This window comes from Rhodococcus sp. PvR044 (assembly GCF_040548995.1).
GTDB lineage: Bacteria > Actinomycetota > Actinomycetes > Mycobacteriales > Mycobacteriaceae > Rhodococcus_G > Rhodococcus_G oryzae.
Genome location: NZ_JBEPSX010000001.1, coordinates 32301 through 54465, shown reverse-complemented (window position 1 = coordinate 54465; position 22165 = coordinate 32301). Strand labels below are relative to the sequence as shown.

Annotated in this window: 21 protein-coding genes; 8 read left to right on the top strand and 13 right to left on the bottom strand. The window is 70.3% G+C overall.

All coding sequences use genetic code 11. The features are described 5' to 3' along the window. Nucleotides 1–7: 7 nt before the first annotated feature. On the bottom strand, nucleotides 8–1339 hold the full coding sequence (gene hemL, locus ABIC28_RS00285) for a glutamate-1-semialdehyde 2,1-aminomutase (RefSeq protein WP_307861327.1): 1332 nt from the start codon (nucleotides 1337–1339) through the stop codon (nucleotides 8–10). A gap of 140 nt (nucleotides 1340–1479) precedes the next feature. On the opposite strand from hemL, the gene ABIC28_RS00280 reads away from it, so the two are divergent. Then, nucleotides 1480–3018, top strand: a complete 1539-nt coding sequence (locus ABIC28_RS00280) for an ATP-binding protein (protein ID WP_245221152.1) — start codon at nucleotides 1480–1482, stop codon at nucleotides 3016–3018. Between the two features lie 9 nt (nucleotides 3019–3027). Here the strand turns inward: ABIC28_RS00280 and ABIC28_RS00275 are convergent, their stop codons facing one another. Both ABIC28_RS00275 and hppD read right to left on the bottom strand, forming a co-directional pair. Continuing rightward, entirely contained in the window at nucleotides 3028–3387 is a 360-nt protein-coding gene (locus ABIC28_RS00275) for a hypothetical protein (RefSeq protein WP_097210290.1), read from the bottom strand. Between the two features lie 73 nt (nucleotides 3388–3460). Then, a complete protein-coding gene (gene hppD, locus ABIC28_RS00270; protein ID WP_097210289.1) occupies nucleotides 3461–4669 on the bottom strand; it encodes a 4-hydroxyphenylpyruvate dioxygenase in 1209 nt (402 codons plus the stop codon). A 119-nt stretch (nucleotides 4670–4788) separates the two neighbouring features. Between hppD and ABIC28_RS00265 the strand changes: the two genes are divergently transcribed. From ABIC28_RS00265 to ABIC28_RS00255, 3 genes are all read left to right on the top strand, one after another. Next, nucleotides 4789–5256 (top strand): Lrp/AsnC family transcriptional regulator, encoded by a 468-nt coding sequence (locus ABIC28_RS00265; RefSeq protein WP_179800444.1) that lies wholly within the window; start codon nucleotides 4789–4791, stop codon nucleotides 5254–5256. Between the two features lie 119 nt (nucleotides 5257–5375). Then, nucleotides 5376–5915 (top strand): TetR/AcrR family transcriptional regulator, encoded by a 540-nt coding sequence (locus ABIC28_RS00260; RefSeq protein ID WP_354577046.1) that lies wholly within the window; start codon nucleotides 5376–5378, stop codon nucleotides 5913–5915. Next, nucleotides 5912–6940 carry an SDR family oxidoreductase gene (locus tag ABIC28_RS00255; RefSeq protein ID WP_209928632.1) on the top strand — a complete coding sequence of 343 codons (1029 nt, stop codon included), beginning with the start codon at nucleotides 5912–5914 and terminating at the stop codon, nucleotides 6938–6940. The genes ABIC28_RS00260 and ABIC28_RS00255 overlap by 4 nt, the downstream gene beginning before the upstream one ends. On the opposite strand, the gene ABIC28_RS00250 is transcribed toward ABIC28_RS00255, so the two are convergent. The 5 genes from ABIC28_RS00250 to ABIC28_RS00230 all read right to left on the bottom strand — a co-directional run bounded on the left by ABIC28_RS00250 (nucleotide 6937) and on the right by ABIC28_RS00230 (nucleotide 10150). Then, nucleotides 6937–8256 carry a class I SAM-dependent methyltransferase gene (locus ABIC28_RS00250; RefSeq protein WP_209928630.1) on the bottom strand — a complete coding sequence of 440 codons (1320 nt, stop codon included), beginning with the start codon at nucleotides 8254–8256 and terminating at the stop codon, nucleotides 6937–6939. The genes ABIC28_RS00255 and ABIC28_RS00250 overlap by 4 nt on opposite strands. A gap of 120 nt (nucleotides 8257–8376) precedes the next feature. Beyond that, nucleotides 8377–8718, bottom strand: a complete 342-nt coding sequence (locus tag ABIC28_RS00245) for a DoxX-related protein (protein ID WP_245221151.1) — start codon at nucleotides 8716–8718, stop codon at nucleotides 8377–8379. A 26-nt stretch (nucleotides 8719–8744) separates the two neighbouring features. After that, a complete protein-coding gene (locus tag ABIC28_RS00240) occupies nucleotides 8745–9281 on the bottom strand; it encodes an Rv1363c family protein (protein WP_307861326.1) in 537 nt (178 codons plus the stop codon). 20 nt (nucleotides 9282–9301) lie between these two features. Beyond that, nucleotides 9302–9631 (bottom strand): thioredoxin, encoded by a 330-nt coding sequence (trxA, locus tag ABIC28_RS00235; protein WP_097210284.1) that lies wholly within the window; start codon nucleotides 9629–9631, stop codon nucleotides 9302–9304. Nucleotides 9632–9724: 93 nt separating this feature from the next. Further along, on the bottom strand, nucleotides 9725–10150 hold the full coding sequence (locus tag ABIC28_RS00230) for a winged helix-turn-helix transcriptional regulator (protein WP_077040672.1): 426 nt from the start codon (nucleotides 10148–10150) through the stop codon (nucleotides 9725–9727). Between the two features lie 128 nt (nucleotides 10151–10278). Between ABIC28_RS00230 and ABIC28_RS00225 the strand changes: the two genes are divergently transcribed. The 3 genes from ABIC28_RS00225 to fahA are packed head-to-tail and all read left to right on the top strand — an operon-like array spanning nucleotide 10279 to nucleotide 13549. Further along, nucleotides 10279–11472 carry a homogentisate 1,2-dioxygenase gene (locus ABIC28_RS00225; protein ID WP_097210283.1) on the top strand — a complete coding sequence of 398 codons (1194 nt, stop codon included), beginning with the start codon at nucleotides 10279–10281 and terminating at the stop codon, nucleotides 11470–11472. Continuing rightward, nucleotides 11469–12347: a hypothetical protein gene (locus tag ABIC28_RS00220; RefSeq protein ID WP_097210282.1), complete on the top strand. Its 879-nt coding sequence runs from the start codon at nucleotides 11469–11471 to the stop codon at nucleotides 12345–12347. Before ABIC28_RS00225 ends, ABIC28_RS00220 begins: the two co-directional genes overlap by 4 nt. Then, the gene (gene fahA, locus ABIC28_RS00215) at nucleotides 12344–13549 is read left to right on the top strand and encodes a fumarylacetoacetase (protein WP_097210281.1); all 1206 of its coding nucleotides are present in this window, start codon (nucleotides 12344–12346) and stop codon (nucleotides 13547–13549) included. The genes ABIC28_RS00220 and fahA overlap by 4 nt, the downstream gene beginning before the upstream one ends. Nucleotides 13550–13553: 4 nt before the next feature. On the opposite strand, the gene ABIC28_RS00210 is transcribed toward fahA, so the two are convergent. Continuing rightward, nucleotides 13554–14531, bottom strand: a complete 978-nt coding sequence (locus ABIC28_RS00210; protein ID WP_097210280.1) for a DUF389 domain-containing protein — start codon at nucleotides 14529–14531, stop codon at nucleotides 13554–13556. A 149-nt stretch (nucleotides 14532–14680) separates the two neighbouring features. On the opposite strand from ABIC28_RS00210, the gene ABIC28_RS00205 reads away from it, so the two are divergent. Further along, the gene (locus ABIC28_RS00205) at nucleotides 14681–16600 is read left to right on the top strand and encodes an acyl-CoA dehydrogenase family protein (RefSeq protein ID WP_354577041.1); all 1920 of its coding nucleotides are present in this window, start codon (nucleotides 14681–14683) and stop codon (nucleotides 16598–16600) included. 25 nt (nucleotides 16601–16625) lie between these two features. Here ABIC28_RS00205 and ABIC28_RS00200 read toward each other — a convergent pair whose 3' ends face one another. From ABIC28_RS00200 to ABIC28_RS00185, 4 genes are all read right to left on the bottom strand, one after another. After that, on the bottom strand, nucleotides 16626–18434 hold the full coding sequence (locus tag ABIC28_RS00200) for a glycoside hydrolase (RefSeq protein ID WP_179800443.1): 1809 nt from the start codon (nucleotides 18432–18434) through the stop codon (nucleotides 16626–16628). A 192-nt stretch (nucleotides 18435–18626) separates the two neighbouring features. Then, nucleotides 18627–19916: a HAMP domain-containing sensor histidine kinase gene (locus tag ABIC28_RS00195; protein ID WP_097210278.1), complete on the bottom strand. Its 1290-nt coding sequence runs from the start codon at nucleotides 19914–19916 to the stop codon at nucleotides 18627–18629. 29 nt (nucleotides 19917–19945) lie between these two features. Then, nucleotides 19946–20608 carry a response regulator transcription factor gene (locus tag ABIC28_RS00190; protein ID WP_097210277.1) on the bottom strand — a complete coding sequence of 221 codons (663 nt, stop codon included), beginning with the start codon at nucleotides 20606–20608 and terminating at the stop codon, nucleotides 19946–19948. Between the two features lie 55 nt (nucleotides 20609–20663). Next, a complete protein-coding gene (locus ABIC28_RS00185) occupies nucleotides 20664–22139 on the bottom strand; it encodes a flavin-containing monooxygenase (RefSeq protein WP_257017043.1) in 1476 nt (491 codons plus the stop codon). Between the last annotated feature and the right edge of the window lie 26 nt (nucleotides 22140–22165).

The window sequence follows — 22165 nt, the reverse complement described above, 5'->3', positions numbered from 1 at the left end:
GCTGGATCTAGGTGGTGGGTGCCTGCGCGGCCGCGGCCGCCTTGGCTGCGGCCGGCAACGCGGCGGCGATACGGTCGAACGCGGCGTCGTCGAGGGCCGCGGAGACGAACCAGGCCTCGTAGGCGCTCGGGGGTGCGTAGACGCCGCGGGAGAGCAGCGCATGGAAGAAGGCGGGGAAGCGCCAGGTGTCGCTCGCCTTCGCCTCCGCGTAGTTGGTGACAGGGCGGTCGGCGAAGAACACGCTCACCATGGTGCCTGCAAATTGCACCTGGTGCCGCACGCCTGCCTCGGTGAGGGCGTCGCCGAGCATCCGGCCGAGGGTCGCGGAGTTGCGTTCGAGGGCGTCGTACACGCTCTGATCTGCGGCGCGGAGGCTGGCGAGGCCCGCGGCGACGGCGACGGGGTTCCCGGACAGGGTGCCCGCCTGGTACACCGGGCCGGCGGGTGCGAGGTGGCCCATCACGTCGGCGCGGCCGCCGAACGCCGCGGCGGGCAGTCCCCCGCTCATCACCTTGCCGAAGGTCATCAGGTCGCCCGCGACGCCGTCGATCCCGTACCAACCGGCCGAGCTGACGCGGAAGCCGGTCATCACCTCGTCCATGATCAGCAGCGCGTCGTGCGCGGTGCACAGCCGGCGCAGGCCCTCGTTGAACCCGGGCTTCGGCGCGACGGCGCCCATGTTGCCCGCCGCGGCCTCGGTGATGACGCACGCGATCTGCTGGGGGTTCGCGGCGAAGGCCTGCGCGACCGCGTCCAGGTCGTTGTAGGGCAGCACGATCGTGTCGGAGGCCTGCGCGCCGGTGACGCCGGGCGAGGTGGGCAGCCCGAGGGTGGCGACGCCGGAACCCGCGTCAGCGAGGAGGGCGTCCACGTGGCCGTGGTAGCAGCCGGAGAACTTGATGATCTTGGAGCGGCCGGTGAACCCGCGGGCCAGCCGGACCGCGCTCATGGTGGCCTCGGTGCCGGAGTTGACCAGGCGGACCTGCTCGACGGGACCGACCCGGTCGACGATCGCCTCGGCGAGCTCGATCTCACCCTCGGTGGGGGCTCCGAACGAGAGCCCGGTGGTCGCGGCCTTCTGCACGGCCTCGACGACCGCCGGGTGCGCGTGCCCGAGGATCATCGGTCCCCATGAGCAGATGAGGTCGACGTAGTCGTTGCCGTCCACGTCGGTGAGCGTGTAGCCGGACGCCTTGGCTATGAAGCGGGGTGTGCCGCCCACCGATTGGAACGCCCGCACCGGGGAGTTGACGCCCCCGGGGATGACGGCGCCCGCCCGCTCGAAGAGCTGCGCTGAGGTGCTGGCGGGCTGAAAAGAGGCGCTGGTGGGAGCAGTCACGGCCTCCAGTGTCCCAGTTCGCGAGAATTTGCCAACGACAGGGTGTAGGAGAGGAGCCTGCGGAGCGACCGAGGTCACAGCGGAGGGGACCGACATCACAGCGCAGCGGGCCCCTAAGCCGTGATGTCAGGATGTTCGGCATGGAACCCATGCTGGACGCACTGCAGGCGCACCGACACGAGCTCTACGAACACTTCCAGGCCGCCCGGGTCGCCGTGTCCTCGGACGGCAGGGAGGTCTCCTTCATGGCCCCCGTCGAGACCGGCGTCGAGGTCGGCGGGTTCGCGGTGATCGAGTTCGAGGGCGCGCGCCGGGTCGCGGTCCAGGTGCGCGAGGTCCGCATGGTCGAGCGGGAGGGTCCGCAGCTCGACTTCGCGGTGCGCGACCAGATGGCCAAGCTCGGCGTCGTCGCGGCCAGCGCCCGTCCGATGATGCGATCGCTCAGCGGCAATGCGACCACGCTCGGCGAGTTCGACGGCGACTTCTTCCTCGAGCGGCATGCGGTCGAGCCGTTCGGCGAGCGCCCGATCCGGCCCGCGACAGAGGACGAGGTCGGCCTGATCGCCGGCGGCCTGACCGGGACCGCCGCCGCCATCGAGATCGGGGTGCTGCGGCAGGCGTCGAGCGTCCCGGCCCGGCTGCGATCGACGGGGTTCGCACGTCACACCTTCATGTGCGGGCAGTCCGGCTCCGGCAAGACCTACACCACCGGGGGCCTGCTCGAACGACTGCTGGGCTCGACCGAGCTGCCGATCATGGTGCTCGACCCGAACTCCGATCACGTGTTCCTCGGGTCCTGTGACCCCGAGGACTGCTCGCCCGCCGCCGCCCGTCACCGTGAGGTCGCGGCCGGGGTGCACGTGGCGCGGGCCCGTGGCTACGGCGCCGCGCACACGCTGTGCCTGGACTTCAGCGACCTCGACCTCGACGTCCAGGCGCTGCTGCTTCGGATGGACCCGATCCGCGACCTCGACGATTTCCGTGCGCTGCGACAGGTCACCGAAACGTTGACGGCGCCGTACTCCGTCGATGACCTGGAGGCCGCTGCCGCCGCCCACCACGACACCGAGCGACTGGCCGCCCGGATCGGCAACCTCCGGATCGGCGAGTGGGACCTGTGGCGGCGCGGCGACGAGCGCTCCGCGATCGAGTACGACGTGAGCCTCGCACGCTGCATCGTCGTCGACATCGGGAGCCTCTCGCGGCCGGACGAGCGGACCGCGGTCGCGCTGGCGATCCTGGGCAGGCGGTGGGCGGGCCGCCGGGACCGCGAGCCGGTGCTGCTCGTCATCGACGAGGCGCACAACGTGCTGCCCGCCACCACCGAGGACCCGCTGCTGGCGGCGACCGCCGAACTCGGCGCGCTGATCGCAGGCGAGGGCCGCAAGTTCGGGCTGCACCTGTTCGTCGCCACCCAGCGGCCGGGCAAGGTGCACCCCAACGTGGTCTCGCAGTGCGACAACCTGGTGCTGATGCGGATGAACGGCGCCGCCGACATCGAGGACCTGAGCACCCTGTTCTCACACGTGCCCGCGCCGATGCTGCACCGCGCGACCGGATTCGGGCTCGGTCAGGCGCTGTTCGCCGGGCCGATCGCGCCGGTGCCGCTGCTCGCCCAGGTGGGTACCCGGGTCAGTCCCGAGGGCGGCGGCGACGTGCCGACGACCTGGGCGGGCTGAGGCCCCGCCTCAGAGGACCGGGCTGGGGCTGTCCACGATCAGGCCGTGGCAGACGCCGGTCGGCAGGCAGACCTCGTTGATCCGGACCATCCCGATCCGGGCGCCGTCGACGAGCCGGTAGAAGGAGAAGTTCCGGCCGTCGATGCTGTGCGCGCGGACGCCGGGCACCGAGGTGAAGTCCTTGTTGGTGTTCAGCACGTCGTCCTCGGTGAGCACCGGGTTGACCTGGTACTCGGTGTGACTGCCGTCGACGAGCAGGGTGTACGGGGCGGCAGACGCCGCGGGGGCTGCCGTGGCCGTCGCGGCCGTACCGGCGGCGATGGCGATTGCTCCGAGTGATCCGGCGACGATGCGGGTGACTGAGCTCATAAGTAGTCGATAGAACACGACTCGTGCACGGTTCGCCAGCGCAACGAGTACCGATCCGGTCACGGCAATGGCGTCAGAGGTTTCCGCGTGCCGCCTGCTCGCGCTCGATCGACTCGAACAGGGCCCGGAAGTTGCCCTTGCCGAAGCCGAGCGAGCCGTGCCGCTCGATCAGCTCGAAGAACACCGTCGGCCGGTCGCCGAGCGGCCTGGTGAAGATCTGCAGCAGGTAGCCGTCCTCGTCCCGGTCCACCAGCACCCCGCGGCGTTTGAGCTCGGCGACGGGCACCCGCACCCGACCGATCCGGGCCCGTAGCTCGGGGTCGTCGTAGTAGGCGTCGGGGGTGTCAAGGAACTCGACGCCCTCCGCGCGCAGCGCGTCGACGGTGCGCAGGATGTCGCTGGTGGCAAGCGCGAGGTGCTGGCAGCCGGGTTCTCCGTAGAACTCGAGGTACTCGTCGATCTGCGACTTCTTCTTTCCGGGCGCCGGCTCGTTGAGCGGGAACTTGACCCGGTGGTTGCCGTTCGCGACGACCTTGGACATCAGCGCCGAGTACTCGGTGGCGATGTCGCCCCCGACGAACTCGGCCATGTTGGTGAAGCCCATGACCCGGTTGTAGAAGCGCACCCAGTGATCCATCCGGCCCATCTCGACGTTGCCGACGGCGTGGTCGAGCGCCTGGACGAGGCGCTCGGGCGCACCGGGGCGGCGGACGAATCCCGAACTGCGCGGGGCGAATCCGGGCAGGTACACCCCGCCGTAGCGGCTGCGGTCGACGAGCGTGTGCCTGGTGCTGCCGTAGGTGGCGATGGCGGCGCGGCGCACCGTGCCGAAGTCGTCGGTGAGGTCGTGCGGTTCCTCGAGGACCGTGGCGCCCTGCGACCGCGCCCGCTCGATGCAGCGGTCCACGTCGAGCACCTCCAGCGCCAGGTCCACCACGCCGTCGCCGTTTCGGCGGTGCCGGTCGGCGAGCGGGCTGTCGGGGCTGACCGCCCCCTCGAGGACGAACCGGACGGAGCCGGACTCGAGCACGAACGACTTGTGGTCGCGCTGACCGGTTTCCGGCCCCGCGTACGCGACCAGGGTCATGCCCCAGGTGGAGACGAAGTAGTGGGCGCTCTGGGTGGCGTTGCCGCAGACGAACACCACCGCGTCGATCCCGACCACCGGGAAGGGGTCGGCCGCGTCGTCGTGTTCGACCAGCCCGACGAGCCGGTGCAGATCGTTCGCGCGCAGGTGCGCGGCGCGCTCGCGCGGGGTCAACCGAATGTCCGCGATCGTCATGAATTCACTGTGACCTCGGCCCCCAGGCTGCGCAACGATGAGGATTGACGCTGCTCAATATGTACAGAATGCTGGAGCGCGACGGTGAATTGTTGGACAAAGTGACCAGGAGCGCACCGATGAGCATCGATCGCCTCGACGCCGACCTGCTGGAGCTCCTGCACGCCGAGCCGCGCGTGGGGGTGCTGGAGGCGTCCCGCCGGCTGGGCGTCGCCCGTGGCACCGTGCAGGCCCGCCTGACCCGCCTCGAACGCGAGGGCGTGATCGAGAGCCTGGCCCCGACCCTCAATGCCGAGGCCCTTGGCTTTCCTGTCACCGCGTTCGCGACCCTGGAGATCGTCCAGGGCAGGGGGCACCGCGCGGTCGTCGAGCACCTCGCCGCGATTCCCGAGGTGCTCGAGGCGCACACCACCACCGGCGCGGGCGACGTGCTGATCCGGGTGGTGGCGCGGACGCATTCGGACCTGCAGCGCGTGATCAACCAGATCGTGGACGGGCTGAACGTGCTGCGGTCGTCCACGGTGATCGCCCTGGAGAACCAGATCCCGCTTCGCCACCTGCCGCTGGTGCGGGCCGCGGTGCACTGACCGTCGAGTGTGCAGTTGCGGTCGCCCGCACTCGGGCGATGCCCCGGCAACTGCACACTCGACGGACGCCCCGGCCGCCACCGCTCGCTAAAATATGTAGACCGGTCTATATTGAGCTCATGAAAAAGGGCGAGGAGACCAGGCTGCGGATGATCACGGTCATGGCGGCCGCAGTCGAGGAGAAGGGCGTGGCCGCGACCGGCGTCACCGAGGTACTCGAACGAAGCGGGGCGCCGCGCGGCTCGCTCTACTTCCACTTCCCCGGCGGCAAGGACGAGCTGGTCGAGGCCGCGCTCCGGCAGAGCGCGGGCACCCTCGACGACCTGATGGCCGGCTCCCTCGGCGGCTCCCCCGCGGATGTCATCGCCCGGATCCTGGAGGCGCTCGCCGACCGGCAGGTCGCCTCCGACTTCACCAAGGGCTGCCCGATCGCGACGGTCGCCCTCGAGACGGCGGGCACCGACCCGCTCGGCGGGGTGTGCGCCGAGATCTACGCCGACTGGGAGGCCTCCCTCACGGACCTCATCGGCGACGCCGCGCTGGCCACCGAGGTCTTCGCCCTCATCGAGGGCGCACTCCTGGTCGGCCGGGTCCGGCGGTCCCGCGAACCCATCGACGCCGCGGCCCGCGCGGTCCGCAAGTTACTGGAGGACTCATGAGCACGCCCGACACCCTCGTCATCGGCTCCACCGGACTGATCGGCCGATGGCTGATCCCCGAACTCACCCGCCAGGGCAGACACGTCGCCGCCATGGTCAGGAACGCGGCCGAACGCGGCGACGAGCTCCGCGGCTGGGTGGCCGCCCACGGCGGGAACACCGAGCTGCTGACCATCGTCGACGGGGACCTGACCGCGCCGGGTCTCGGTCTGGACCCGTTGCCCACCGTGCGCGACGTCTACAACCTGGGCGGCCGGTTCGCCTTCGGGCTCACCGAGACCGAGGCCCGCGCGGTCAACGTCGACGGGGCCGTGGCCGCGCTGCGCTGGGCGCAGGAACTGCCGCGGCTGCGACGGTTCGTGCACATCAGCGGGTACCGCGTGGCGGGCGCCACCGTGAACTCCACGCTCTACCGCGACAAGGGCGCCTACGAGGCCAGCAAGGTCGAGGCCGACCACGCAGTGCGCGATCACGCCGAGGCCAACGGCATCGCATACGCGATCGTCAACCCGTCGACGGTCATCGGCGACTCCGTGACCGGCGAGACCACGCAGTTCATCGGGCTGGCCGACATGGTCCGCGACCTCCACCGCGGCAAGCTCCATGTGATCCCCTGCGGCAAGGACGTCTGGGTCCCCGTGGTCACCGCGGACTACTTCGCCCGGTTCCTCGCCGCCGTACCCGAGCACGCGGAACCCGGTGCGGCGCTGTGGGTTCTCGACGAGGACACGCCGCTGCTGGGCGACCTGCTCCGCGACGTCGCGCAGACACTCGGCGTGCGACCCCCTCGATTCCACGTGCCGGTCGGGCTGATCCGGCGGCTGCCCGCGCGGCTGACCGGCGCGGATCCGGAGACGCTCGGCTTCCTCTCCGCCGACCGGTACCCGACCGAATCCGCACGGGCACTCGCCGAGCGGGCGGGACTGGCGGCGCCTCCCCTGCCGCAGGCCATCCGGGCCTGGGTCGGCTACCTGGTCGCGAGCGACTTCGGGAAGCGCATCCCGGCTCCGACGCCGGTTCGCTAGTCCACCAACCACTCCCGCCGGGTCAGCGGCATCCCGCGGACACCGGTGGCGTCGGCGCGGACCGCGAGGACCTGGTGGATGGTGATCCGGCCCCGCTCGAAGGACAGCGCGCTCGCCGCCAGGTACAGCAGCCAGGTCCGCGCCCGCGCCGCGCCGACCAGGCGCACCGCCTCGTCCCAGTCGCGGCGCAGGTTGTCGACCCACTGGCGCAGGGTGCGCGCGTAGTGCTCGCGCAGCGCCTCGGAGTCCCGAACCTCGAGACCTGCCCGCTCCAGCGCGCCCGCAACGTGACTGAGCGGCAACAGTTCCCCGTCCGGGAAGATGTAGCGGTCGACGAAGGTCGGCTTCGGGTGTTTCTCGGTGACCAGCGGCGCGACGGAGGCGATCGCGTGGTTGAGCAGGCGTCCGCCTGGCCGCAGCAGGCTCGTCAACCGGTTCGCGTACTCGTCCAGCCGGGAGTCGCCAACGTGCTCGGACATCCCGATGCTGGAGATCGCGTCGTACGGGCCGTCGTCCACGTCCCGGTAGTCCTGGAGCCGGATCTGCACCCGGTCGGACAGCCCCGCCTCCGCGACGCGGGCGGTTGCGCGCTCGCACTGCTCCCTGCTGATCGTCACGCCGACCACGCTCACCCCGTGCTCGCGTGCGGCGTGGATGGCCATCGAGCCCCAGCCGCAGCCGACGTCGAGCAGGCGCATGCCCGGGGCCAGCTCGAGTTTGCGGCAGATCAGCTCCAGCTTCGCCCACTGCGCCTGCTCCAGGGTGCCGGAGTCGCGGTCGGTCCAGTAGGCGCAGGAATAGACCATGCTCGGGCCGAGAAACAGTCGGTAGAAGTCGTTTCCGACGTCGTAGTGATGCGAGACGACTGCGGCGTCGCGCGCCTTGCTGTGCTTGGACCCGCGCCGCCTGCCGATCTCCTCGGCGGGTGGAGCAGGCGGCGGCCCCACCGCACCGAGCCGCAGGAAGCTCGACACCACCCGCCGGATTCCGGCCCGGTCGAGCGTGCGCAAGTCACGGCGGGCGACCCGCTCGATCACCTCCGGACCATCGAGCAGCGCGAAGATGTCCCCGTCGATCTCCATGTCGCCCGCGACATAGGACCGGCCGAGCCCCAGTTCGTTGGGGGACCACAGGATTCGGCGCAGCGCCCTGCGGTTCCGGAAGGCGACCGTGACCTCGGCGTCCGCCGAGCCCGCGACGGACCCGTCCCAGCACCGCACCCGCACCGGGAGCTGGCCACCCGCGATCGTCTCGAATGCCGACAGCAGCCGCGCGGCAGCGGTTCTCGAGCCCGGTTCGGTACGCGTTGCACTCATCGAGCCTCCAATGAGGTGTGCACTCCGGTCCCGTTCACCCTAAAACGCCCGCCGAGTGTGCGCCTCCCGACACTCCCACTCGGCCGATGCCCCAGCAGATGCACACTCGGCGGCCACGGCTCAGCGGCGGCGGGCCAGCTGACCGCAGAGCCAGGCGGTGTAGGCGAACAGGCCGACCGAGCCGAGGACCCGGGTCCGGCGGTAGACGATCGCCAGTCCGAGCAGCAGCTCCGTCGCGCCGTTGCGGTAGGTCCACTGCCGCGTCTCGCGGGGGAAGGCCTTCGCGGTCAGCCCGTCGAAGGCGCGTGGTGCGGTGAAGTGCGCAGCACCGGTGCCCGCCAGGGCCACACCGAGCACCCGCGCGGGAATGCTGTCCGCGCTGCGGGCCCGGATGACGACCGGGTTCTTCGGCTCCCTTCCTGCCACCAGAGCCTGTGCTGCCCTGCGCTTTCTGCGACTCATCTGTCCTCCTGGGTGTGTGGATGGGGCTAGAGCAACTGGACGTTGGCGAACTTCCACTCGCCGCCGTCGCGGACGAGGGAGAGCTGCATGCGGTTTCGGTCCACCCACGGTTCCTGCGAGTTGGAATTGGTGACGGTCTGGTCGAGGAACACGACCACCTCCGCACTGTCAGGGCCGGTCTCCGCGAGTCCGGCCGCGATGATCTCGGCCGACGAGGTGGCCTTGTACTGCACGATCATGTCCTTGAGGTTCGACGCCACCTGCGTGTACTGCCCGGCGAACTCGCCCACCGAGTTCCCCCGGACCACGGACAGGCTGTTGTCGAGGTTCTCGAAGCTGTACGTCGCCAGGTCGGTGGCGAATCGCCGACCCGCGTCGAGGGCCTCCATCCTGGCCTGCTCCTGCTGGTGGTCCGCCCAGATCGTGTACGAACCCCAGCCGAGAAGGCCGAGCAGGACCACCCCGGCGGCGATCGCCGCCAGCGCGCGTCGGGTGAGGCGCCTGCCCTTTCCGAGTGTGCACCTGCCGGCGCATCGCCCGAGAGCGAGCGCCGGCAGGTGCACACTCGGCGATCAGCGCGGGGTCAGGCGGCAGGCAGATGCGGTTCCAGCGCCCGCATGATCGCCGCGCGGGGCTTGGCGCCGACCATCGTCGTGACCACGTCTCCGCCGATGAACAAGGCCATGGTCGGCATGCTCATCACCTGATACTCCCTGGCGATCCCGGGATTCTCGTCGACATCCAAGGCGATGACGGCGAGGCGACCGGCCTCCTCGTCGGCGATCTGCTCGAGGACCGGCGCGACCATCTTGCACGGCGGGCACCAGCTCGCGGTGAACTCGACGAGGACTGGCGTCTCGGACGAGAGCACGTCGGCGGCGAAGGCGGCATCGGTGGTGGTGGCCAGGGACATGGAGCACTCCTTTGTCTCGGTACTTGCTGAACTCGGTACGTGCTGACTCGGTACTTGCTGTCTCGATATCTGCTGCGGGGTCGAGCGTCGAACTCAGCGGTTGACCTGGGCGATGACTCGGTCGTGCACGTCCGCGTCCCCGCCGCATTCACACACCAGGCGCGCGGTCACCCGGCCGCCGCAGCCCGTGTGCCGGTAGACCACCTCGGGCACCCCGCCGTCGGCGAGGTGCTTCTCCCCCCAGTCGGAGAACGCGGCCAGCACCGGCAGCAGGTCCAGCCCCGCATCGGTGAGGACGTACTCCTGCCTGGCCCGGCTGCCCGGGACCCGGTAGTCCCTGGTGGCCAGCACGCCCGCGGCGATGAGCCGCTGCAGGCGGTCCGACAGCACCCCGCGCGGCGCGCCGGTGGCGGCCCGGAGCTCGTCGAAGCGGCGGAGGCCGAGCGCGACCTCGCGCACGATCAGCAGGGCCCACCGCTCGCCGACCACGGCGAGGGTTTCGGAGAGGGTGCACGTCACAGTGCTGAGTCTAGACCCAGGACTTAGCTATCTGCCAGGCCAGCGGCGATATAGTGGCGACTGATGTGATCCGCATCACATCACGGGGCCGAGGGGGCGGTCCGAAGCGCGACGCCGGGAGGAACGCCATGCCCTTCTACCGCCAGGTCGGCCAGGTGCCACCGAAGCGACACACGCAATTCCGCGCGCCCGGCGGCGACCTCTATCGCGAGGAACTCATGGGCGAGGAGGGCTTCTCCTCCGACTCCGCGCTGCTGTACCACCTCGGCACCCCCTCGGCGATCGTCGACTCGACGGCATGGGAACTCCCCGACCAGTCGCTGACGCCCAATCACCCCCTCCGGTCGCGGCACCTCAAGCTCCACGAGCTGGCGCGGAGCCCGGGGGACACCGACCCCGTGACCGGTCGACGGCTAGTGCTCGGCAACGACGACGTCCGGATCTCCTACGTCGCGGCGCAGCAGGATTCGCCCCTGTACCGGAACGCCGTCGGCGACGAGTGCGTCTTCGTCGAGTCCGGATCCGCCACCGTCGAGACCGTGTTCGGAGCGTTCGGCGCCCACCGCGGCGATTACGTCCTGCTCCCGCGCGGCACCACCCATCGGTGGCTGCCGAACCCCGGTGAACCGTTGTGCGCGTACGCGATCGAATCGAGCAGCCACATCGGGCCCGTCCACCGCTACCTGTCACGATTCGGACAGCTGCTCGAGCACTCACCCTATTGCGAACGCGACCTGCACGCACCGACCGAGCCGCTGCTGCGCGACGGCACCGACGTCGAGGTGCTGGTCAAGCACCGCGGCAACACCGGGCTGGTCGGCACCCGCCTGGTCTGCCCCACCCACCCGTTCGATGTGGTCGGGTGGGACGGCTGCCTCTACCCGTACACCTTCAACGTCGCCGATTTCGAACCGATCACCGGACGGGTGCACCAGCCCCCGCCCGCCCATCAGGTGTTCGAGGGAGCGGGGTTCGTGATCTGTAACTTCGTGCCGCGTAAGGTCGACTATCACCCGCTCGCCATCCCGGTGCCGTACTACCACTCCAACGTGGACTCCGACGAGGTCATGTTCTACGTCGACGGCGACTACGAGGCGCGCAAGGGCTCTGGCATCGGTCGCGGCTCGATCTCCTTGCACCCCGGGGGAATCGCGCACGGACCGCAGCCGGGGGCGGCCGAGGCCAGCATCGGCGCCGAGTATTTCGACGAGCTCGCCGTCATGGTCGACACGTTCCGGCCGCTCGCGCTGGGCGAGGGCGGGCTGGCGGTCGAGGATCCCTCGTATGCCTGGTCCTGGTCGGGTCGGGGGCCGTCGTCATGACCGCCCTACTCGCGCACCTGGTCGACGACGCAGGCCTGTTCGAACCCGCCGGGCTCGACATGGCGGCGGCGGTGACCCGCCACCGCCGCGACCTCGCGTCCGGTCAACCGATGCTCACGCACCGGTTCGTGTGCCCCGCGTCGCGGATCCCCGAGCTGCTCGGCCACCTCGATGCCGACGACCGGTTCGCGGTGCTGATCACCGCGGACGTGCCGGTACTCGCGGATGCCCTTGCGGCACTACACCACTCCCCCTGCACCGAGCTGGTGGGCATCGAGTCGAGGCTGATGGCGGGACACGGGGACCTGGCTGCGTTGATCGATGCCGCCGGGGGCGCGAAAGCGGCGGTGCCCTTGTTCGTGGAGCCAGCGACGTTCGCCGACACCGCCGGGGTGATCTCCGCGCTGGCCGAGCGCCGGGCCGGAGACGGGGCGCCGCTCGGGGTGAAGCTGCGCTGCGGCGGGACCGACGCCGAACTGTTCCCGACGCCGGCCGCGCTGGCCGTCGCGCTGGTCGCGGCCGCGGGCGCGGGGGTGCCCGCCAAGGCCACGGCCGGGCTGCACCACGCGATCCGGCAGATCGACCCGGCGACCGGCCTCACCCATCACGGGTTCCTCAACCTGGTGCTGGCCGCGGACGCCGCGCGATCCGGATCGGCCGCGGCGACCGCCGCGATGCTGGCCGACGAGGACCGGGACCGGCTGCGCGGGGTCGCCCGCGCGCTGCACGACCCGGTGCCTGCCCGGGCGGTGCTGACCTGTTTCGGGTCGTGCGACACCGAGACCCCGATGCTCGAGGCGGTCCGGCTCGGCCTCGCGCCCACCCGATCGGGCGGCGGCCCTGCCACTTTCGGACTGGGAGGGGCCCAGGAATGACCGACGGTGTTGTTTCGAGCGACCTGCAAGCAGTCGCAAGCGGGGCTGAACTCCCGTACGGCGTGTTCTCCACCGGCGCCCTGCACCGGCACATCGGCGTCGCGATCGACGACCAGGTGCTCGACCTCACCTCCGTCATCGACGAGGCCGCGCTGCGGTCGACCACCCTCAACGCCTTCCTCGCCCTCGGTCGCGCCCGCTGGGCGGAGGTACGCGCCGAGATCACCGCGCTGGTGACGGACCCGGCGAACCGGCAGCGGATCCGGCCGTATCTGCACCCGCTGTCCGAGGTGCAGATGCACCTGCCGTTCGACGTCGCCGATTATGTGGACTTCTACGCGTCCGAGCAGCACGCCACCAACCTGGGCCGGATGTTCCGTCCCGGCGAGCCGCCGCTACCGCCGAACTGGAAGCACCTGCCGATCGGCTATCACGGCCGCGCCGGCACGGTCGTACCGTCCGGCACCGCCATCGTGCGGCCGACCGGCCAGCGCAAGGCCCCGGACGAGTCGTCGCCAACCGACGGTCCGACCCGCAGGCTCGACATCGAGGTCGAGCTGGCTTTCGTGGTCGGTACCCCGAGCGATCTCGGAACTTGCATCCGGACAGCGGACTTCGCCGATCACGTCTTCGGCGTCGTCCTGCTCAACGACTGGTCCGCCCGCGACCTGCAGTCCTGGGAGTACGTGCCGCTCGGCCCCTTCCTCGGCAAGTCCTTCGCCACCTCGATCTCGCCGTGGGTGGTACCCCTGGCCGCGCTGGAGGCAGCCCGGCTGCCCATCGGGCCGCAGCACCCGGAGCCGCTCGAATACCTGCGCGACACCGAGAACTGGGGCCTGGACATCGATTTCGAGGTCCAGCTGAACGGGCAGGTCGTCTCCCGGCCCCGCTACCGCGGGATGTACTGGTCGCCCGCACAGATGTTGGCGCACCTGACCGCCAACGGCGCCCGCCTGCGCACCGGTGACCTGTTCGCCTCGGGGACCGTCTCCGGGCCCGGACGCGACCAGGTCGGGTCGCTGATCGAGCTGACCGACGCGGGCCGGGCACCGATCACCCTGGCCGACGGCAGCACCCGCGCCTTCCTCGAGGACGGCGACGTGGTGACCATCGCGGCCACCGCGCCCTCCCCCGCAGGCGGACGGTTCGGGCTCGGCGCGGTGACCGGGACGATCCTGCCCGCGGTGCCGCGCAGGAGGTGAACCGCTACCCGTCGCCCTCGACTCGTTGACCGACGGTGTGTTGCACCACCACGGCCGGATTCCAGGGGACGATCTCGTCCACCGAGGCTTGGAGGTCGTCGATCGGTGGTAGGTCGGCCGGGCTCGTGACATCGACGAGGACGGTGTCCGACTGGACCGTGACCGTGCCGACCTCGGCGGACGGGGTCCCGCTGAGCCACTGCTCCGTGGCATCGCGCACCTGGCTCGCCCAGAGACTCGAGAGCGAATTGAGCACCATCGGGACGGCCACGACGACGGACGCCGCGGCGATGGCGAGGTAGGCGCGAGTGCGCCGAACTGTCCCGGGGGTTTCGGCCGCATCACGCGCGTAGCCCGCGAGCATGAGGACCATCGTGCAGGCGGTGACGAGGGCCAGCATGTTCGACAGGAACAGCACCAGCGCCCCGGCGGCGAGGGACGGCGCCCCCGACCCGAGGCAGACCCCGACCACTCCCAGCGGCGGCACGAGCGAGATCGCGATCGCCACGCCGGGGAGCACGTCACCGACGTCGCGCCGGGCGATGGCGATCGATCCGGCGAACCCGGTCGCGATCGCGGCCAGCAGATCCATCAGGGTCGGCGAGGTCCGCCCGGTCACCTGCGAATTGGTCAGCACATTGGTGGGATTCGGGAGAAGCTGCGCGATCAACGCGCCGAGCGCGACGACGGCGATGGCACTGACGAGGACGTACAGCAGGCTCCGGCCCACCGCCCCGGCCCGCGCGGTGACGATGCCGAGCCCGATGCCCAGGATCGGCGTCGAGAGCGGGGCCACGATCATCGCTCCGATGACGGTGGCGGTGGAGTCGCTGATCACGCCTGCGACGGCGATCGTCGCGGACAGCAGCAACATCAGCCAGTAGGCCGACCGTTTCGCGGTGACATCGCCGACCTCGAGGTCCAGGCGATCGCCGAGCTCGTCGAGGGTGCGGCGTTGGTTGTCGGGTATCAGCGTGATCATCGTCGTCCTCGCGCATCGGCATCTCGACCCTGACCTGGCGAGGTCAGCATAGGACTGTGGGCACCCTCCGAGCGGCACCGTCGACCCGCGCGCCGGAACGCGCCGCGACGCCGGCGCACGGCGGCCATCGCTGCGCTACCGTCGGACTCATGGCCACCACAGCGGACCACCTGCGGACCACACTCGACGGGCAGTGGCGGGAGGTGCGCGAGAAGGTCCGGGTGGACCTGACCCGCGAGGAATTCGCCCCGCACTTCACCCCCGACCTCAAGGCCGCCAGGGCCACGGCGCTCGATCAGATGCGGATTCTCGCCGAATCCGGCTACGCGGCCAACGGCTTCGCGGCCGCGCACGGCGGTACCGGCGACGTCGGCGCCGCGGTGACGAGCATCGAGATGCTCGCCATGTCGGACCTCTCGCTGATGGTCAAGGCGGGCGTCCAGTGGGGTCTGTTCGGCGGCGCCATCGAGAACCTGGGCACCGCACGCCATCACGCGGCCTACGTCAAGCCGCTGATCGATCTCGACCTGCTCGGCTGCTTCGCGATGACCGAGACCGGCCACGGCAGCGACGTCCAGGCACTGGAGACCACCGCGACCTACGACCCGGCCACGCAGGAATTCGTGATCGACTCCCCCACACCGTCGTCCCGCAAGGACTACATCGGCGGTGCGGCCCAACACGCCCGGATGGCAGCGGTATTCGCCCAGTTGATCACCGCGGCACCGGGCGAGGAGGCGACGTCACGGGGCGTGCACTGCTTCGTGGTGCCGATCCGCGGCGAGGACGGCGCCGACCTGCCGGGGGTCACCACCTCCGACTGCGGCCACAAGGGCGGTCTGCCCGGGGTCGACAACGGCCGGATCGTCTTCGACCAGGTGCGGGTGCCGCGGGAGAACCTGCTCAACAAATACGCCGACGTGGCTGAGGACGGGACGTACTCCTCCCCGATCGAGAACCCGAACCGGCGCTTCTTCACCATGGTGGGCACCCTGATCCGCGGCCGCGTCACCGTCGGCGGGGCCGCGGGCGCCGCCGCCCGGGTGGCGCTGAGCATCGCGACCCGATACGCGTTGCAGCGCAGGCAGTTCGACAAGCCCAAGAATGATGACGAGGTCCTCATCATGGACTATCTGGTACACCAGCGCCGGCTGCTGCCGCTGATCGCGAAGTCCTACGCCCTGCACTTCGCGCAGAACCAGCTGGTGACCCGGATGCACGACATCCAGACCGCGGACGAGGTGGACCCGCAGGAGCAGCGCGAGCTGGAGGCAAGGGCCGCCGGGCTCAAGGCCGCAAACACCTGGCACGCCACCCGCGCTATCCAGGAATGCCGCGAGGCCTGCGGCGGCGCCGGGTATCTCACCGAGAACCGGCTCGTCGCGCTCAAGGCCGACACCGACGTGTTCACCACCTTCGAGGGCGACAACCACGTGCTCACCCAGCTGGTCGCGAAGGAGCTGCTCACCGCGTATGCCGACGAGGTGCGCGGCATGAGTCCCGTCGACTGGATGCGCTTCGCCGCCACCACCGTCTCCGACGTGGTCAAGAAGCGCACCGCGGCCCAGCAGATCATCCAGACCATCCTCGACACCCGGCAGGACAACGAGGAGGACGGCAGCCTGTTCAACCGGGGCACGCAGCTGAAGATGTTCGAGGATCGCGAGGAATACCTGCTGTCCACGGCGGCCTGGCGGCTGCAGGGCGCGCAGAAGCGCGAGGACGACCCGTTCGACGCCTTCAACTCCGTGCAGGACCATGTGCTGCGCGCGGCCGAGGCGCACATCGACCGGGTGGTGCTGGAGGCGTTCGTCGCGGGCATCGACTCGTGCGAGGACGAGGAGGCCGCCGACCTGCTCGGTGACCTGTGTGACCTGTACGCGCTCACGGTCATCGAGGACGACAAGGCCTGGTTCATGGAGCACCGGCACCTGTCCGTCGAGCGCGCGAAGGCGGTGACCCGCGGCGTCAACGAACGCTGTCGGACCCTGCGCCCGCACGCCCTGACCCTGATCGAGGGGTTCGCGGTGCCGGAGTCCACGCTCGGCGCGGCGATGCTGGGCGGCTGATCGGCGGCCCGCCCGCGGCGTCTCGTCACGGACACAGCGTCGTCACCTCGCCGCCGATCGATGCGGCCACGCAGCCCGGCTGCACCGCGCCGAGGTCGGCATCCTCGAAAGCGCGGTCGCCGAAGTTCGCCGTGACCTCGAGCGTTCCGTCGCCAAAGGTGGTGCGCTGCACCGTGCGATCCTCGGTCAGCCGGCGGAAGTCGGTCATCGGCTCGGTTCCGGCGGCCTCCTGGATGGTGGCGAAGAACTTCTGCATGGTCGCCATCCGCGGACCCTCCTCCGCGATGGTCTGTGCGTTCAGCGCGTAGTTCAACGGCGTGTTGTAGAGCATCGCGAGCAGCGCGCGGGTGGTCTGCTCGGACGGCAGCTTGTTGAAGGAGAGCTCCCACCGATCCGTGCTGACCACCGAATCGTGCAGCACCGTCTCGTACAGCGGCACACGGTACTTCGGGTCGAACATCCCGGTTCGCAGCTTCGCCGGCAACTCGACCGGCTTGAAGAAGGCCGCCGGTCCGTTCTTCCCCCAGTACGCACCCCACGTCGCCTTGTCCCGTTCCACCTTCCAGAGGTCGTTCAGCACCGGGGTGCTCGAGCCGTGGCTGAAAGCCACGACGCCGTTGGCCCACGACCCGACCGTCTCCGATCCCAGCACCAGGTCCTCGCCGATCACCCCCATGCGATCGAGGCGGTTCTGCCGGTCCCCGGACTGGGTCATCCGATGATCGGGGCTGTGGTCGTCGAACACCTCACCCGTCGCATCGACGTCGAGGAAATAGCTGTTCGCACCGTTGTCCACCTTTGCGGCGACCCGACTCGCCAACAGGTCCGGACGCGCAGCCAGCGCCTGCGAGCTCAGGTAGCAGCCCCTGCCGCCAAATCCGCCCACCCGCTCGCCGTTCTCGTCGACGACGCAGTCCCCCGGCCATACCCCGTCGGGCCATCGGGACGACGGATTGTCGACCTCGCCCGCCGGGTCCTGCGCGTTGCCGAAGGTGTCGTACGGGCCGACGAGATAGCCCGCGGCCGTTGCCGTCTCGACGGCCTCTCTGCTCATCGGCTGCTCGTCCGAGTCGTAGCCCAGCCACATTCTCGAGAGGCCGAGCTCCTCGAGCCTGCGCATCGACTCGGGGGTGCGGCCGTCGCCCCACAGGTAGGCGTGGAAGGCGCCGACGAGCTTCTCGGTGTCCGGGTTCTCGGCGATCTTCTCCTTCAGGGTGCGCAGGCCGCCCTGCTGCAGCAGCAGCGCGCGGTAGTCCTTCGCCGCTGCCACCGGCGATCCGTCGGTGACCGACAGTGCCACGGTGTACGTGCCGGTGCCCCTGGCCTCACTGAACTCGTGCACGGACGTGCCGCGCAGCCGGCCATCGACCGAGCTGAACCCGAGGGTGGTGCCGATGTCGGTCGGGACCAGGTAGCTCGCACCGAGCGCGCCTGCGCTGTATCCCCAGAACGGCATGGTCAGGTCCTGCAGCCGTTCGCCCTCCTCCCCGACCAGGCCGGTGTCGGGGTCGTTCCAGAAGACGTCGTCGACCGGGATGCTCAGCCCCTCACCCCGCGGCAACTGCAGGTCCCGCGCACCCGCGCCCGTCACCGGCCACGCCAGCTCCTGATCGCCGCCGCCGGTCATGTCGACGACGAGCCGACCGTCCCGCACGCTCGCCGTGACGTCGAGACCGCGTTCGGGATACGACCAGTGCGCGCGGTCGGCGTCCACCGAGATCTTCCCGGGTGCTCCCAGGTCCGTCGCAGCGGCGGCGGACAGCTCGACGGGGCCGCGAACGGTCAGGTCGTTCACGTCAACCCGCGCCTCACCGCCCGCAATCGGCACGATCACCGAGCTCCCGTCCACGCGTATCGCCGAATCAGACTGCCCTGCAGAACATCCCGTTGCCGCGAGCGCCAATGCCACGGCGCCCACCGTTGCCGTGGCGACAGCTCGAGTCGATTTCAGTGCTCTCATGATCAGCGAAAGTAGGCGCCGAACGTTAGAGAAAGATCAGAGCAGCCCGCCGAGCGGCAGACGGGCTCACCGGGAGGGTGGCAACCGCACCGCGAAGAGCGCACCGCCGTCGGATGCATTTGCCGCGGTGATCATCGCCCCGTGTGCTCGGGCGATCTGCTGCGCCATGGCGAGACCGAGCCCGGACCCCGCGGTGCCCCTCGAGCGCGCCGATCGGTAGAAGCGCTCGAAGACCAGACCCAGGTCCGCCTCGTCGATGCCGGGGCCGTGATCGCGCACCGTGAGGACGCCCTCCGCAAGGGCGATGTCGACCGCGCCGCCTGCCGCGCTGAACTTGGCCGCGTTGTCGACCAGGTTCGAGACGAGCTTCGCCAGCCGCGCGCGGGTTCCGTGCACGGTGTGCGCGCTGACCGAAACCCGGAAGTCGATCTCCGGCCAGTGCGCGCGGGCAGCCTCGACGACCTCCGCCACGACGTCGTCGAACGCCACGTCCTCGGCCGCGATATCCGGTTCGGATCCCTGTGCGAGGTCGACGATGTCGTCGATCAGCGTGCGCATGTCGGCGGTGCTGCGTGCCAGCGCCGCCCGCACCCTTGTCTGCTGCTCGTCGGTCAACCCGTCGCCTCTCGCCAGCAGTTCGGCGTTCGCGATGATCCCAGTCAACGGTGTCCTCAGCTCGTGCGAGGCGTCGGAGACGAGCTGACGCTGCGCGCGGAGAGCGTCGTCGAGGGCCCGCAGCATGGTGTTGATCGATTCGCCGAGCTGCGCCAGTTCGTCGGAGCCGTCCACGACGATCTCCCGACTCGGGTCGCGTTCCTTCGCGACCCACTGCGCCTCGCGGGAGAGTCGGGCGACCGGCCGGAGCGTGTAGCGCGCCACCGCGTAGCCGAGCGCAGCGCTGATCACGATGCCGACGCCGCACAGCAACGCAAGGAACCTGGCGATCCGGTCCAGCGCCCGGAATTGCTGATCGGCGCGGACGGCGACCAACAGCGCACCGCCGTCCAGCAGCGGGGTCACGTACATCCGACCGGGAAGGCCCACGAGATCGATGTTCGTCAGGAATGGATCCGACTCGCCTCTGATGACGGCGTCGACGCCCTCCGGTTCCGGCAGCACGACGGGCCGCTCGTCCACGGTCTCGAGCACCTCGAAGCACGCAGGCGAGGCGAGCGTCGCGCATTCGGTCCCATCGCCCAGGTCCTTGCCCGCGTGCAGTTGCAGCTGCAGCGCGGTCGCCTCCCGGATCAGTCCGAGATCCAGGCTCCGGTACACCTCGCGGGAGGAGATCCAGTAGGCCCCGGCCGCGCAGGCGAGCACCACCGCCGCCACGGCGAGCGACGTGACGATCGCCATGCGCGTCCGGATGGGCAGGCGGCCCCGCCTCACGGCGGCGCCAACCGATAGCCGAGGCCGCGGACGGTCTGGATGATGCGCGGCTCGCCGCCCGATTCCAGCTTCGTGCGGAGATAGCTGACGTAGACGGCCAGCGAATTGGACTGGGGTCCGAAGTCGTGCCCCCAGACCCGGTCGGTGATGACCTCCCGCGTCAGCGTCTGACCGGCATTGGCCAGCAGCAGCTCGAGCAGCGCGAACTCGGTCTGCGTGAATTCGATGCTCCGACCCGAACGGACACCGCGCCGGGTCTCCGGGTCGATCGTGAGGTCCCCGAATTCCACCGCCTCGGGGGGCGCCGCCCGGCGCAGCAGCGCCCGCACCCTGGCCGCCAGTTCATCGATGTCGAAGGGCTTCGGCAGGTAGTCGTCCGCGCCGGCGTCGAGCCCGGCGATCCTGTCGCCCACCTCGGAGCGGGCCGTCAGCACCAGGATCGGGATCCGATCGCCCTGCCCCCGCAGCAGCCGGCACACCGACAGCCCGTCGACACCCGGCATCATGACGTCGAGCACCATCGCCGCGAAGGTGTCCTGCGCGATCGCCGCCAGCGCCGCGCTCCCGTCGCCCACCGACCGCACCTCGTGTCCATCGAGTTCGAGCGCGGTCACGACGGCCTCCCGCACCGAGGGATCGTCGTCGACGACAAGGATCATCTCCCCATCGTGCCCGACGTCGGTCCGCCCCGGCCACGACTGTCGCCGGTCGACCTCAGAGGAGATGGTGGTCGCGCCTGCTCACCCGCCGGGTCCGCAACCAGTACTGCCACGAGAATCCCGGCCACACAGAGTGGTTGGTTCCGTTGGCGTCGACGTACCAGCTCGAGCACCCACCCGTGCTCCAGACCGCGGTGCCCAGGCGCGCGTGCAGGTCGTCGTGGAAGGCGGCCTGCGCGTCCGCGCGGACGTCGAGGGCGCTCACACGCTCGCGGTCGACCAGTTCCATCGCCCGCAGCGCGTACCGCACCTGTGACTCGATCATGAACACCACCGAGTTGTGCCCCAGCCCGGTGTTGGGCCCGGTGAGGAAGAACGCGTTGGGCAGGCCCGAGACCGAGATGCCCAGATGGGTTCGGATCCCGTCCCGCATCCACCGCTCCTGCAGGGTCACCCCGTCGCGGCCGGCGAGGGGTAGCCGGGCCAGCGAGCCGGCCACCCGGAAACCGGTCGCGTACACGATGACGTCCGCCGCGCGGGTCGTCCCGTCCGCGGTGACGATGCCGTCCGGCGTGATCTCGGCGATCCGGTCCGCGATCAGCTCCGTGCCCGGCCGGGCCACCGCCGGGAAGTAGTTGTCGGAGCGCAGTATTCGCTTGCAGCCGATCCGGTAGTCCGGGGTGAGCTTCGCCCGCAGAGCGGGGTCCGGGATCTGGCGGCGGAGGTGCCGCTCGGCCCGCCACTCCATCGGCCGGGTCAGGGCTGGGCGCCCGTTGAGGCCGATGGCAAGCAGTTCGGCGTTCCAGTAGGTCAGGCTCCTGACGAGTCCGCGGAGGACCGGTACCCGCCCGACCGCGCGCGTGAGCCGCCCGGCCTCCCGGCGCGGCAACACCCAGGGCGGCGTGCGCTGGTACAGCTGGACCGAGCCGGCCACGGCCGCGAGCTCGGGCACCATCTGGATCGCGCTCGCGCCGGTTCCGATGACCGCGACCCGCTTGCCGGTGAGGTCGACGCTGTGGTCCCATCGCGCCGAATGAAACGCGGGCCCACCGAAGGACGCGGCCCCCGGTGTCTTCGGCACCTTGGGCAGATGGAGGGCTCCGGTGCCGACCACCAGGTACTGCGCCACGAACTCCAGGCCGGTGGTGGTGAACAGGTGCCACCGCCCGTCGACCTCGTCCCAATGACCGCGCTCGACCTCGACGCCGAACTCGATCTTGTCCCGGAGGCCGTACTTGACGCTCACCTTGCGGAGGTAGCGGAGGATCTCCGGCTGCGATGCCCGGACTCCGCCCCACGCCTGCTGTTCGAAGGAATACGAGTAAAGGGCGGACGGCACGTCGCACTCGCAGCCGGGGTACGTGTTCTCCCGCCAGGTGCCGCCGACGTCCTCGGCCTTCTCGAGCACGATGAAGTCGTCATGACCCGCTCGGGTCAGGCCTGCCGCCATGCCGAGCCCGGCGAAGCCCGCCCCGATGACCACCACCCGGGTGTGCCGAACCTCTCCACGACCTGTCACTGCCTGCTTCACCGATCTCCCTGCCCTCACGTCAACTT